This is a genomic window from Streptomyces sp. NPDC088246 (assembly GCF_044741025.1).
In the GTDB taxonomy this organism is placed as follows: Bacteria; Actinomycetota; Actinomycetes; order Streptomycetales; family Streptomycetaceae; genus Streptomyces.
In genome coordinates this window covers 1-13,368 of the sequence record NZ_JBIURV010000019.1, presented here as the reverse complement: position 1 = coordinate 13,368, position 13,368 = coordinate 1, and the positions used below count along the sequence as shown (strand labels likewise).

The 13,368-nt window shown below is 69.9% G+C and carries 11 protein-coding genes and 1 pseudogene; 8 read left to right on the top strand and 4 right to left on the bottom strand.

Features of this window, described 5'->3' with window-relative positions; translation table 11 throughout:
• Positions 1-104 precede the first annotated feature (104 nt).
• On the top strand, positions 105-1,085 hold the full coding sequence (locus ACIPEK_RS25015) for an AEC family transporter (protein WP_401999973.1): 981 nt from the start codon (positions 105-107) through the stop codon (positions 1,083-1,085).
• A gap of 271 nt (positions 1,086-1,356) precedes the next feature.
• Here ACIPEK_RS25015 and ACIPEK_RS25010 read toward each other — a convergent pair whose 3' ends face one another.
• Positions 1,357-3,342: a bifunctional glycosyltransferase 87/phosphatase PAP2 family protein gene (locus ACIPEK_RS25010; protein WP_402000329.1), complete on the bottom strand. Its 1,986-nt coding sequence runs from the start codon at positions 3,340-3,342 to the stop codon at positions 1,357-1,359.
• 326 nt (positions 3,343-3,668) lie between these two features.
• On the opposite strand from ACIPEK_RS25010, the gene ACIPEK_RS25005 reads away from it, so the two are divergent.
• Both ACIPEK_RS25005 and ACIPEK_RS25000 read left to right on the top strand, forming a co-directional pair.
• Positions 3,669-4,826 carry a DUF2330 domain-containing protein gene (locus ACIPEK_RS25005; protein ID WP_401999970.1) on the top strand — a complete coding sequence of 386 codons (1,158 nt, stop codon included), beginning with the start codon at positions 3,669-3,671 and terminating at the stop codon, positions 4,824-4,826.
• Positions 4,827-4,961: 135 nt separating this feature from the next.
• Positions 4,962-5,438, top strand: coding sequence for a GNAT family N-acetyltransferase (locus ACIPEK_RS25000; protein ID WP_401999967.1), 477 nt, complete (start codon positions 4,962-4,964; stop codon positions 5,436-5,438).
• Between the two features lie 28 nt (positions 5,439-5,466).
• Here the strand turns inward: ACIPEK_RS25000 and ACIPEK_RS24995 are convergent, their stop codons facing one another.
• Positions 5,467-7,524, bottom strand: a complete 2,058-nt coding sequence (locus ACIPEK_RS24995) for an MFS transporter (protein WP_401999964.1) — start codon at positions 7,522-7,524, stop codon at positions 5,467-5,469.
• A gap of 208 nt (positions 7,525-7,732) precedes the next feature.
• Here ACIPEK_RS24995 and ACIPEK_RS24990 point away from each other — a divergent pair, with 208 nt between their 5' ends.
• A complete protein-coding gene (locus ACIPEK_RS24990; protein WP_401999961.1) occupies positions 7,733-8,815 on the top strand; it encodes a peptidoglycan-binding protein in 1,083 nt (360 codons plus the stop codon).
• Positions 8,816-8,968: 153 nt separating this feature from the next.
• Positions 8,969-9,469, top strand: coding sequence for a hypothetical protein (locus ACIPEK_RS24985; RefSeq protein ID WP_401999958.1), 501 nt, complete (start codon positions 8,969-8,971; stop codon positions 9,467-9,469).
• A gap of 49 nt (positions 9,470-9,518) precedes the next feature.
• Here ACIPEK_RS24985 and ACIPEK_RS24980 read toward each other — a convergent pair whose 3' ends face one another.
• Positions 9,519-9,683, bottom strand: a complete 165-nt coding sequence (locus ACIPEK_RS24980) for a hypothetical protein (protein WP_401999955.1) — start codon at positions 9,681-9,683, stop codon at positions 9,519-9,521.
• A 121-nt stretch (positions 9,684-9,804) separates the two neighbouring features.
• Between ACIPEK_RS24980 and ACIPEK_RS24975 the strand changes: the two genes are divergently transcribed.
• The 3 genes from ACIPEK_RS24975 (at position 9,805) to ACIPEK_RS24965 (ending at position 12,847) form a co-directional block, all read left to right on the top strand.
• Complete coding sequence (locus tag ACIPEK_RS24975) at positions 9,805-11,040, top strand: serine hydrolase domain-containing protein (protein WP_401999952.1); 1,236 nt, start codon at positions 9,805-9,807, stop codon at positions 11,038-11,040.
• Positions 11,041-11,241: 201 nt separating this feature from the next.
• Positions 11,242-11,928, top strand: coding sequence for a VanZ family protein (locus tag ACIPEK_RS24970; protein WP_401999949.1), 687 nt, complete (start codon positions 11,242-11,244; stop codon positions 11,926-11,928).
• An 82-nt stretch (positions 11,929-12,010) separates the two neighbouring features.
• On the top strand, positions 12,011-12,847 hold the full coding sequence (locus tag ACIPEK_RS24965) for an IS5 family transposase (RefSeq protein WP_401999946.1): 837 nt from the start codon (positions 12,011-12,013) through the stop codon (positions 12,845-12,847).
• 37 nt (positions 12,848-12,884) lie between these two features.
• Here ACIPEK_RS24965 and ACIPEK_RS24960 read toward each other — a convergent pair.
• Positions 12,885-13,368, bottom strand: a pseudogene (locus ACIPEK_RS24960) (MmgE/PrpD family protein); the annotation flags it as partial.

Here is a 13,368-nt window from a genome sequence, read left to right as displayed (position 1 = left end):
CTCCCCCTCACGCCCCGGCCCCCGCCGTCCGTACCGGCAAACCCCGCACCCCCGTCCGAACCCCCGCGCAAGACGCGCACAACAGCGCGAGGATCATGGCGGGCATGCACGCCCTGCTCTCCGCCTTCGCCCCCATCTGGACGCTCACAGCCATCGGTTACGCGGTCGGCCGCAGCGGTCTCCTCGGCGAACAGGCGGAAGCCGTGCTCGGCCGGTTCGTCTTCCATGTGGCCATGCCCGCCGCCCTGTTCACCATGGTTTCCGGGGCACGGCCGGCCGCCTTCGCCAACTCCTCGATGGTGGCCTTCGCGGCGGGTACGGCGCTGGTCTGCGGCCTCGGCTTCGTGGCGGCCGGCCGGCTCTTCGGCCGCGGCACGGCCGACCGGGCGATCGGCAGCATGGCGTCCGGCTACGTCAACTCCGCGAATCTCGGCATTCCGGTGGCGGTCCAGGTGCTCGGCGACGCGTCGTTCGTCGCCCAGATCATCCTGTTCCAGGTGCTGTTGGTCTCCCCGGTGATCCTGACGCTGCTGGACACGGGCACGGGGACGGGCTCCGGAAAGGGCGTCGTGGTCAGGCGGATGCTGACCATGCCGGTCCGCAATCCCATCATCATGGCCTCGTTGCTGGGTGTCGTCGTCTCCGCACTCGGACTGCGGCTGCCGCACGCCCTCGCCCACTCCTTCGACCTGCTCGGCGCCGCCGCCGTGCCGACGGCCCTGATCACGCTGGGCCTGTCCCTGAACGGCCGTCCGGTGGCCGACGGTCCGACGGAGCACACGGGGCCTGCCCGGTCCACGGTGCGTGCGAAGCGTGCGGAGGTCGTTGTGACGGTCGCCCTCAAGACGCTGGTCCAGCCCCTCATCGCTTTCGTCGTCGGCGGCCCGCTGTTGCATCTGCCGGACCACCAGTTGATGGCCGTCGTGCTCTGTTCCGCGCTGCCGACCGCTCAGAACGCCTTCATCTACGCCCAGCAGTACGGCCTGGACACCCGCGTGGCCCGCGACTCCGTGGTGGCCTCGACGGTGGTGTCCATGGCCACGCTGTCCTTCGCCACCTGGGCGCTCGGGACGACCGGCCCCTGAGAGCCTGTCGGGTGACCTCCGATCGGATAGCGGACGCGGTCTGGTGCGTGCGATTCCAAGGCGGAGGAGGGAACCGACGCGAAGGGGGTCCCCCCATGCCTTCAGCTATGGGGGAGTCGGTGACTGACGACAACGCCGGAAGCGTGCGTGCCAGGGCCTGGCCGCCCGGTCGGAAGTCACCCGACAGGCTCTGAGCCGTTCGAGTGGCGGACCGGGACCGATGGGCGGATCCTTGTCACGCGGCGATCCATGCCGACGGGGTGCCGTGCCACTAGTGCTGCTTACTGCTCACCGCGTCGTCGGTCGTCCTCTGAACCGGCACCGACACCGGCACCGCGATCCCGTCCTGCGGCTTCGCCGCCGCAGGCACGGCCGGCAGCTGCAGCCTCCGCGGCCCCGACAGTACGTAGGTCAGCCCGAAGCCGAGCGCGACGACGGCCGCGCCGCCCACCGCGTCCAGCACCCAGTGATTGGCCGTGGCCACGATCGCGGAGACCGTGAACAGCGGGTGCAGCAGCCCCAGCGCCTTCATCCACATCTTCGGGGCCAGCATGACGATGACCACACCGCACCAGAGCGACCAGCCGAAGTGCAGCGAGGGCATCGCCGCGTACTGGTTGGTCATCGAGGTCAGCGTTCCGTAGTCCGGCTTCGCGAAGTCCTGCACACCATGGACCGTGTCTATGAAGCCGAGTCCGGGCATCAGCCGCGGCGGGGCCAGCGGGTAGAGCCAGAAGCCGGCCAGCGCGAGGATCGTGGCGAAGCCTATGGAGCTGCGGACCCAGCGGTAGTCCGCGGGGCGTCGTACGTACAGCACACCGAGGATCGCCAGCGGCACGATGAAGTGGAACGTCGAGTAGTAGTAGTCGAAGAAGTCCCTCAGCCAGGCGACCTGGACGACCGCGTGGTTGGCCCAGTGCTCGATGTCGATGTGCAGCCACTGTTCGAGGGAGTGGATCTGCCGGCCGTGGTGTTCGGCGGTGGCACGGCCGGCCGTCGCCGCGAGCCTGACATGTGCGTAGGCGGAGTACACGACCCTGATCAGGAGCAGTTCCAGCAGCAGATTGGGCCGGCTGAGCACCCGCCGCCAGAACGGCAGCAGGGGGATGCGGCTCCAGCGGGCCGCGACCGGGGCCGCGTAGTCCGTGGGGATCGGCTGTTGCCAGTACGGCGAGGTGCGCGGCAGGAACGGTGCAACGCAGGCCGCGCCGAGCGCCGCGATCAGCAGCACGTTGTCGCGTATGGGGAAGACCACCGCCATGTTCGGCAGCAGCATCTTCCCCGGCAGTGTGAGCACGAGCACCACGACCGCCGGCCACACCAGCCGGTCCGAGGCCCGCTTGCCGACCCGGCCGACCACGGCAAGCAGCACCCACAGCAGCTGGTGCTGCCAGGCGGTGGGTGAGACGGCGACGGCGACGCAGCCGGTCACGGCGACGGCGAGCAGCAGCTGCCCGTCGAGCGCGTACCGTACGGCGCGGCGCAGTCCGAGGTAGCAGACGGCGGCCGCCAGCACCACGAACAGCGCGATCTCGAGCGGCCCCTCCAGGCCGAATCGGAGCAGCGCGCCGTGCAGGGACTGGTTGGCCAGGCTGTCCGCGTTGTCGCCGAGCCCGGCGCCCGCGACATGGTGTACCCAGTAGGTCCACGAGTCGTGCGGCATCGCGGCCCAGGCAAGCGCGGTGCAGGCGGCGAACGCGGTGGTGCCGGTCACCGCCGCCTGCCGGCGGCCGGTGAACCAGAGCAGGACCGCGAAGAGCAGCACGGTCGGCTGGAGCGCGGCCGCGAGCCCGATCAGGAGGCCCGAGGCGCGTTCCCCGCGGACCGCGAAACAGGCCAGCAGCACCAGCAGCACCGGCAGGATGCTTGTCTGCCCCAGGTTGAGTGCGTTTCGGACCGGCAGGGAGAGCATCAGCAGGCTGATCGCGACGGGGGCGGCCAGCAGTGAGGTGCGGCGGGTGACCGGGCCCGGCAGCGCGCGGGCGGCGATGATGCCGAGGGCGGCGACAAGCAGCAGCGAACCGAAGGTCCAGGCGACGCCCAGGCTCTGTTCGGCGGTCCGGGTCAGTGGCTTCAGCACCAGCCCGGCGAACGGGGTGCCGGTGAACCGGTCGCTGTCGTACAGCGAGCCCGTCACATGCAGGACGCCGTTCTCACCGATCCAGGTCTCCAGATCGGTGAGCCGTTCGCCCGGCGGTTGCCGTAGCACCACCGCCATCTGCCGTACGGCCAGTGCGGCCACAACCAGCCAGAGCAGAGCCCGGGTGGCCCCGGTCCTCGCCCCCGTCGCCGCATTTCCGCGCACACTGTGCTCCGCATTCGCCACGCTGCGCCGACCCTCCCGCTGTTTCCGTGCCCGTCCCTCGGCCTGGGCATGCTGTGAAACCTTCGCATTGCGCTATGAGGTAGACACAATCAACCCCCTCTTCGCCTGACTGTCATCATCCTTTTTTTCCGAAAGAACGACCGAAGGACCTGTTGGGCCGTGGCCTCGGCGCCGGAACCGGACCGGTGGTTCCCACGTCCTCTCCCGTGTTCGTCGATCGCGGAGGGGGAAGACGGGACATGCGGTACGCAGGGGGGATGCGGAGTGCGCGGGGTGAGGTGCGCGCGTGGGTGATGCGTGCGCTGTCCCTGCTGCTGATGCTGGTGTCGCTGCAGCTGGGATCGCTGATCAGCCCGGCGTACGCCTGTGGCTGCGGGGCGATGGTCCCGAGCAGGGCGACCCAGGTCTCGGTCGACCGGGAGACGTCGGTGGTGGACTGGGACGGCCGTACCGAGCAGATCGTCATGCGGCTCACGGTCCGCGGGGACGCCCCCGAGGCTGCCTGGATCATGCCGGTGCCGCACCGGGCGACCGTGGAGCTCAATGATCCGTCGCTCTTCTCCGAGCTCGCCGCCCTCACCGCGCCGGTGCAGGCGACCAGGCACTACTTCTGGCCGCGCTCCGGCGACTGGCCGTTCGCCGGTTCGGGCGACAGCGGGGACGGAGCCGGGGCCCCTCCGAGCGCCGCGCCGCCGGTCGAGGTGGTGGGCCGGGAACGGCTCGGCCCGTTCGATGTGGCGCGGCTGGCCGCGACCGACCCCGAGGCGCTGCAGAAATGGCTGAAGGACAACGGCTTCGAGCTGCCCGACCGGCTGGCGACGGCGCTGAAACCCTATGTCGACCAGAAGTGGGAGTACGTCGCGATCCGCCTCGCTCCCCGGGACAGGAACAGTCCCCTCGGCGGCGACCTCGATCCGCTGCGGCTGCGCTTCGCCAGCGACCGGCTGGTCTACCCGATGCGGCTGTCGAAGCTCGCCTCGACGCCGCAGCAGCTGGGCCTGTACGTCCTGGCGGCGCACCGGATGGAGCCGCGCGACGCGATCGGCGGCAATGCGCCGCAGGTGACGTACGCGGGCCGGATCGACCCCCGGTCGGTACGGGACGACATCGGGGCGCTGGGGGCGGTGACGGGCGGGAAGCCGGTGTTCGTCACCGCGATCGAGCAGTCGTTCCCGCATCCGGAGCGGATCGACGGCGATCACGAACTGCGCGCGGCCGAGGCCGACACCCCGTACCGGACCATGGTGTACACGGACAGGCTGCTGACCGTGGGCGGTGTCCCCGTCTGGGTTCTGTCGCTGCTCGGGGCCGTATTGCCGGCGGCCGCGGTGGTGCTGCTGCTGGTGCTGCGGGTCCGACGGCACCGGCCGGTGGTGCCCCCGCCGCCGGTCATGGTTCCGCCGCCGCTGGGGTGAGCGCCGGAGCCGCTTGCCGTAATCCGAACGCTTGCGTGCGGAGTGAAGCGCCGGCTCCACCGATCCGTTCGTTCCTCCCTGCCGAGCCGGCCAATCCGTTCGCTCCTCTGTCGTGATCAAGTCAGAATGACCGGCATGACCTGGACCGTGGCCCCCGAACCCTTCGACTCCCCCGACGCCGCGCTGCTGCGTCGCGACTATTACGACGAGGTCGCCAGCCGCTACTGGGGGCGGCCCGCGACCGCCGGGGAGATCGACGAGGGGCTCACCGACGACGGCGCCGACCGGCTCGCTGCGCCCACCGGCCAATTCGTCGTCGGCCGGTTCGAGGGGAAGCCGGCAGCCTGCGCCGGGCTGCTGGTGGTGGACACGGACATCGCGGAGCTGACCCGGGTGTTCGTACGCCCCGAACACCGCGGTACGGGCGGCGGCGGGCTGCTCCTGGCGGCCGTCGAGAGCGCGGCGCGCGCCTTCGGCGTACGCACCGTCAGGCTCGACACCCGCAATGACCTGGTCGAGGCACGGGGGCTGTACGCCAAGCACGGCTATCGGGAGGTTCCGGCGTTCCACCGGCGGCAGTACGCCGAGCACTGGTTCGCCAAGGAGCTGTAAGGGGTGCAGGAGGTGTCCGAGAAGCGGCTCACCCGGGTCGGGCCGCGTGGTCCCGCCTCGGCTCGGGCCTGCACGGCCGCTCCTTGCTCGACCCGTTCGTCTCGGCGGTCAGCTCCGCCACGAGTCTGACCAGGTCCGTCGGCCGTTCCGGCCCCCACCAGTCGCCCAGCAGCTCGGCCATCGATTCCTCACGGGCCTCCGCGAGCTTCACCACCACTTCCGCGCCGGCCTCGGTGAGCACCAGCTGTACGCCTTCGCGCCGGACCAGTCCGCGCTCCTCCAGCTGACGCGCCGCCTCGGTGACCACCCGTAGCGGCACCGGGGCGACCTCGGCGAGCATGGCCGGTTCGACCGTGCCGTGCCGGGCTATGCGCAGTAGCATCCAGCTCGCCGCGGGCAGCAGGTCGTACCCCGCCCTCTTGGTGATCTCCTCGTAGATCTTGCGGCGCCCCGCGCGGGTGGCGAGCACCGAGAGGGCCCGGGCGCATTCGTCGTACGAGGACCGCTCGACCGGGTTCGACGCCAGGGTCTCGGTGGGCTCCGGCGCGGTCACCGAGCCGCGCAGCTTGTCCTCCTTGAGGAACCACGCGAAGACGAAGGCGACCAGGACGACGGGTGCCGCGTACACGAACACATCGGTGATCGAGGTCGAGTACGCGTGGAGCACCGAGGGCTGCAGTCCGGGTGGCAGCCGGCCGATGGCGCGCGGGTCGGCGGCCAGCCCGTCGGCACTGACCCCCGGGGGCAGGGAGCGGCCGGCGAGCGCGGCGCCCAGTTTGTCGGTGAGCCGGTTCGTGAAGATCGTGCCGAAGACGGCGACACCGAACGAGGCGCCGATGGAGCGGAAGAAGGTGGCTCCGGACGTGGCGACGCCGAGATCCTCGTACGTGACGGCGTTCTGCACGACCAGCACCAGGACCTGCATCACCAGGCCGAGCCCGGCACCGAAGACGAAGAAGTAGATGCTCATCTCCAGGGTGCTGCTGGTTTCCGTGAGCCGGTGCAGGAGCTGCAGTCCGATCGCGGTGATGCCGGTGCCCGCGATCGGGAAGACCTTCCAGCGGCCGGTGCGGCTGACGATCTGCCCGGAGACGGTCGAGGTGAGGAGCAGACCGAGCACCATCGGGAGCATGTGCACACCGGACATCGTCGGCGTGATGCCGTGCACCACCTGCAGGAAGGTCGGCAGATAGGTCATCGCGCCGAACATCGCGAAGCCCACCACGAAGCTGATGACGGCGACGAGGGTGAAGGTCCTGATCCGGAACAGCTTCAGCGGAATAACGGGCTCCGCGGCGCGGCGCTCCGCGTACACGAAGGCGATCAGCAGCAGCACGCTCAGGACGGCGAGACCGATGATCTGCGCCGAGCCCCAGGCCCAGGTGGTGCCGCCGAGCGAGGCGACGAGGACCAGACAGGTGGCGACGGAGGCGATGAGGAAGGTGCCGAGGTAGTCGATGGTGTGCTGCGTACGGCGGACCGGGATGTACAGCACGGCGGCGATCACGAGGAGCGCGACGACGCCGATCGGCAGGTTGATGTAGAAGACCCAGCGCCAGCTGAGGTGCTGGGTGAAGAAGCCGCCGAGGAGCGGCCCGAGGACGCTGGTCGCGCCGAAGACCGCTCCGAACAGGCCCTGGTACTTGCCTCGTTCGCGCGGCGCGACAATATCCCCGACGATCGCCATCGAGAGCACGATGAGGCCGCCTCCGCCGAGGCCCTGAAGGGCCCGGAAGCCGATGAGCTGCGGCATGTTCTGGGCGACGCCGCAGAGCGCCGAGCCGATGAGGAAGATGACGATGGCGGTCTGGAAGAGCTTCTTGCGCCCGTACTGGTCGCCGAGCTTGCCCCAGAGCGGCGTCGCGGCGGTCGACGCCAGCAGATAGGCCGTGACAACCCAGGAGAGATGTTCCAGACCGCCGAGGTCGCTGACGATGGTCGGCAGCGCGGTGGAGACGATGGTCTGGTCGAGCGCGGCCAGAAGCATGCCGAAAAGAAGCGCACCGATGGCCACCATGACCGACCGCGTGGAGCGGTCCTCGCCGGGGGCCGGGGCCGGGGCCGGGGGGCTCAGATGCTGGGCCATGGAACATCTCCTCGGATCCGCTACATCCCCATCCTGGCCGTTCCGCACGGTTATGGCCTGCCGAGCGGGACCGGGCCGGGACCTGCGGAGACGGGCCCTGGGTGGGTGTCGCGGCGGGATTCATACCGGGTACCGCATTTCGGTACGGCATTGGGCATCCCGGCAGCGGGCTGCATAATCGCAGGCAGTTCAAGGGGAGGGGCCCACAATGACCGGACATATGTGCCCGGAGTGCGGTATGGACCGCAGACCGGACGAGAGACAGAGACCTGGTGGAAGACCGGACGGGGGGCCGGACTGGGGGCCGGGCGGAAGACCCGGGGCCGGTCCCGGCTGCGCGTGCGGGGAGCGGGCAGCACAGCGGGCCGCCGAACAGCAGCGGGCCGCCGAACAGCACCGGGCCGAGCGGTCGGCGGCCGACTTGGCGGAGATCGCGGCAGCGGAGGATTTCGATCCGCTGCGTATCCGGCCGTACGTGACGCTGGGGGGCGACGAGACACCGGCCGCAGACGACGAGCGGCACCACCGACCGGCGGGGGACGCGGCCACAACGATGCCGCTCTTTCTCGGCCCGGCGACGGCAGGTCCGCTGCCGGACGCCGCCGAGCCGGCCGAAGCCCCCGGCACCACGGCCCTCGCACCGCATCTCGCACCGGGCTTCGCACCCGCCGACGATCCCGTTCAGCCGCGCCGCCGGCGGCCCTTCGCGGCAATCGCCGTAGGAGCGGCCGTGGCCGCGGTGGTGGGCACGGCGGCGTTCGCGGGCGGACTGTTCGACGGAGACGGCAACGGGGACGCCGACGGAGAACAGCCCCTGCCGAGCACGGTGGCGAGCGCCCCGGCGGAGGAGACGGCATCAGCCTCCGCATCGTCCGCACCCTCCGGACCGGCTTCCACGTCACCGTCCGCGTCCGTGTCCTCCTCCACGTCCCCCTCGGCGAGCACCTCGCCGTCGCCCTCCGCATCCGCCGCCTCACGGCCGGCCACCGCCTCGCCCTCCGCGTCCACGCCGCACGCGAGCGGTCCGGCCCCGTCCGCACCCCCCGCTCCTCTGGCCGGTCCCACGCTGCGCCTCGGCGACCAGGGGCCCGCGGTGGCCGAGCTGCAACGCCGGCTGGAGGAGATCTGGCTGTTCCACGGGCGGGACGACGGCGACTTCACGGGCCAGGTCGAGCACGCCGTAAGCGTCTACCAGTCTTACAAGTCCATCGAGGGCGACCCGTCGGGGGTGTACGGCCCCAACACGCGCCGCGCCCTGGAGGCGGAGACGACGGGCCGGGGACGCTCCTGACCACCCGGCCCGACGGCCCCGCCCGGGACCGAATTGGCTTTCCCGGACGGGTTTTTGTATCGTGATGGAACAAAGTAGCCTCCGCCCGCCACTCCCTGACCGGCGGGCGAGGCTGCTTGTTCTCTTTCCTGCGTCATCGCCATCGCACGGCAGTTGGAGGGCGGGTACGACTCGCCACAGTGGACCGAGCGGAAGCTGTCGGCGATCTCGGCACTGCGCCGCGCGTCTCGGGGTGTCGTCGACGAACTCGGCCAGGCCGTCAGCCTTGAGGTGTTCGACGTGACGGCCGAGGCGTACAGCGTCGGCCACACGCCGGAGTCGCCGAGATCGGCGCACGACCCGCGCGGAACCGCGGTCTACGGTGCGACCATGTTTGTTCTGCCCGATGGATTGCCTCCCGGCCGGTTCCTGTCTCGTGGTCCCATACGCGTGTGGGCCAGGCGGACCCGTCCAGACCTTCCGGTGGATGCGCGTGCCGCCGCCGCGGTTCCCAGGCGTTCACGGTGGGGGCAGGTGGGCGGGCGTGACGGCGAACTCTTCCTGCAAGCCCCGGCACCCGTCGACGCCCGCATGCTCGGCTACCACAACGAGAGCATCGCCGCTCAAGCCGCCGGCCCCTGGAGCCGCTACGCCTCTGGCGACCACACACGGTGAGCGAATACACCCTCTACCCAAGGAATACACGCCAGGCAGTTACGAGACTTCACCAGTTCTGGACCCGGATGTTCACCGACGAGTCGTCCAGCACCTGCAGTAACCGGGCTGTCGCGATCACCAGCGGCAGGACCATCGCACTGCCGGCATGCGCCAGTTCCCTGATGCCGGGGATTCGGTGTATCGCGGGCGTATCGAAAATCGCATACGCCACCGCAACAGTCTTCCGTCTTCAGTGGAGGCACGGGGATCACATGGGTGGGTGATCGGTTGCCGATAGCGGTCGCCGGTAGACCTGCACCGGTCGATTTGTCGATCAGGAAAGGACCGTGATCATGGACTCGGATTCCGTACGTGGTATCAATCGGCGGCGGCTGCTCGGGTGGGGCGGGTTGGCGGCCGCCGGCGTGGTGGCGGCCGGCGCGCCGCTGGTGCGCGCCCGACCCGGCCACGCCGACCCGGCCCCAACCGACTCCGACATCCCACCGGCCACCCGTCCCGGCGGAGCCTACGACCAGTACGTGGCGAAGCTGGCCGCCGAGGGGAAGTTCTCCGGCGTGGTGCTGTTGTCGCACCGGGGCCAGACGGTGCTGTCCCGCAGCTACGGCATGGCCAACAGGGAGAAGGGGATTCGCAATCACGAAGGCATCGCGTTCAGCCTCAGCTCGGCGGGCAAGCCGTTCGGCGCGGTGGCCATCTTGCAGCTGGCACAGCAGGGCGAGCTGAGCCTGTCGGACACGGTGGGCACCCACCTGAAGGGCTACGCCAAGGACATCGCCGAGCAGGTGACCATCCACCACCTGCTCTCCGGCACCTCCGGGCTGAACACCCCGGATGAGGGCGTGCAACGCATCTTCCAGAGCCGGGAGGATGTGCACGAGTACTACGAGCAATGGGTCCGGCAGTCCAAGCTGGTGGCTGCCCCCGGCAGTCGCACCAGCCACTCCGGCGCCGATGTCGGCATCCCCGCGTTGATCGTGGAGGCCGTGAGCGGCAAGACGTACTGGGACTACGTGCAGGAGAACATCTTCGGGCGCTGCGGCATGACCGGCTCGGCGTTCTACACCAGGCCGCAGTGGCTCACCGACGAGCACATCGCGCACCCGTACATGACGCTGGCCGACGGCAGCCAGGTGGACGCGGCCCGCAATCTGGACAAGGGCAGCCCGTACCCGGACGTACTCGGCAAGAACCCGGGCCGCAGCTTCATCGATGCCCCCGGGGACGGCGGCTTCGCCACCGCGCCGGATCTGGTCCGGTTCGCGCGCGCGCTGGGCGACGGCACGGTGCTGGACCGGCCCTGGGCCGAGTTGCTCACCGGGGCCAAGATCCCCCACAGCGGTTCGTCGTTCGGGGCCTACGACATGCCGGTCCATATCGTCAACGGCCAGTGGGTGTTCGGGCGCGGCGGTGGCAACCCCGGTGTCAGCGCCAACTGGAACATCTACCCGTACACCGGCTGGGTCGGCGTAGTCCTCGGCAACTGCGACGGCCTGCCGCTGCAGGAGATCACCGGGCGGGAGATGCAGGCCATCACCGGGGCTTCGCCCGGCGACGGGGGTGGTGGCTGAAACGGTCCGGCGGCAGACACGGAGAGAAGGGATCTCCTCCAGCCCGGTGTGCCCGGCACGCGCAGGGCGCCATCGGCGGGCGCTGACACCGCCCGTTGACCCTGAGGAACTCCAACGGACAACGGTCACATCTGTTGGGTCATCGAAGAAATCGCTCTGACCTGCGGGGAGATTTCGCGGTCGGACGGAAGCGGAGGTAGCGTGATCATCAAGGGGTGGCACGGCTGGTTCGGTACGTTCACTGGCGTGGCCCTCATCACAGTGGCCGTGCTGCCGTTGGCCGCGCTGGCGGTGTGGGCTCTGGCAGGTCGTCGACGTGTCACCGGCACCAGGTCGGCGTGGGCGTGGCGCACGTCGCTGGCCGAGGTCGGCATCGTCTACGGGACGGTGCCGTGGGTATGGGTGATCATGTTGCCGGGCGGCCGGGCCGGCGCCGTTCCCTCTCGGGTGAGCCTGGTCCCGCTGCGGGACCTGCTCACGATCCTCGCAGGCGATCCGGTGACGGCGATGGCCCAGGTCATCGGCAACATGCTGGTGTTCGCGGCGCTGGGGTTCTTCGCCCCGCTGCGGTTCGCGGCGCTGGCGTCGGTACCGCGGATCCTGGCGCTCGCGGCGAGCTGCTCGGTCCTGGTCGAGACCGCGCAGTACGTCCTGCGGCTGGACCGGGTGTCCTCTGTGGACGACGTACTGCTCAACACCGCCGGCGCCGGGCTGGCCGCGCTGGCGTCGCGCCGCTGGTGGCGCGCTACAGCCAGAGCGTCGTCCGTCGGCCAACGACAGCAATGCCCACGACCACCAAGCCATCGAGGTGATCCGGTCCAATCGGCCGCTGGCCGGGCAGATCGACCTGCTCGCGATTCCGGATTGAGAGGGCGGTATGTGACGTGATGTCGTATCTGTCGTCACTGGAACGTGTGGGACCGCAGCATCCGCGCTGACCAGAGGGCCCGGCCGTGCTGGAGTGTCCCCCGTGAGCGACCGCCGGCCCTACAAGAGCGACTTGTCCGACGAGCGCTGGGCCCTGATCGAGCCCGTGATCACCGCTTGGAAGGCTCGGCACCGCTCGGTCAGCGGCCACCAGGGCAACTACGACATGCGGGAGATCATCAACGCCCTGCTGTACCAGTCCCGCACCGGTTGCCAGTGGGACTACCTCCCCCACGACCTGCCGCCCGCCGGCGCAGTGAAGTACTACTTCTACAAGTGGCGCGACGACGGCACCGACCAGACCATCCACGACCTGCTGCGCTGGCAGGTGCGGGAGAAGAGGGGCCGGTTAGCCGACCCCAGCCTGGTGGTGCTCGACACCCAGAGCCTGCATGCCGCCGCCGGAGTCCCGGCCGACACCACGGGGCGGGATGCGAATAAGAAGGTGCCGGGGCGCAAGCGGGGACTGGCTGTTGACGTGCTGGGCCTGGTGATCGCGGTGGTGGTGCTGGCCGCCTCCGTCCACGACAACGCCGTCGGTACCGCGCTGCTGAACAGGGTGGTTGCCAGCACCCAGCCGGGCGCCGTGAAGAAAGCGCTGGTGGACCAGGGGTTCAAAAACACCGTCCAGGACCACGGGGCGAAGGCGGGCATCGAGGTCGAAGTAGTGAAGCGCAACCCCGGCGACACCAGGTTCGTGCCGCAGCCCAGGAGATGGGTGGTGGAGCAGACGAACGGGGTCTTGATGCTGCACCGGAGGCTGGTGCGCGACTACGAGTATCGGCCCGCCTCGGCCGAGTCGAGGGTGTACTGGGCCATAAGCGACCGGATGTTGAGGATGCTGACCGGGTCATCCGCCCCCACATGGCGCGGCGCATGACCGGCGGGGAGCTGACCTTGGGGGCGGTGACGCCCCCTCAGTCCAGGGCGGGCCGCACGGCGGGGGTGAGCAGGGCGGTCAGCTGGGAGATCTCGTCGAGGGCTTCGAGGCCGAGGACGGCGTTCTCGATGGTGGCCTGGCGGCCCGGGGAGACCACGGAGTGAGTCAGGCTGCGGTATTTGTCGACGATCTCCGCGTTGGTCAGGAGGCGGTCGCCGGTGCCGCGGGGGTGCCGGACGACCGCTTCGCAGACCCCGCCGTCTTTCAGGGTCAGACGCAACCGTGTAGTGAGCCTTTCATCGACCGGGAGCCGGTCGTACGTCTGTTCGTGGCGTGTTTCCGTGCGGTCGATCAGGTTCCACACGTCGTCGCGGTTGATCCGCTTCTCGGCGAACTGGTCGATGAGCACGTCCCCGTCGATGAGCTCCACCGCCACCGTGTAGGCCACGTTCATCTGGGCGCCAATCGGCTCGAGCGGCCGGACCGCCCGCCATCCTCCGTGTCCATAGGCGGCTTCCGGC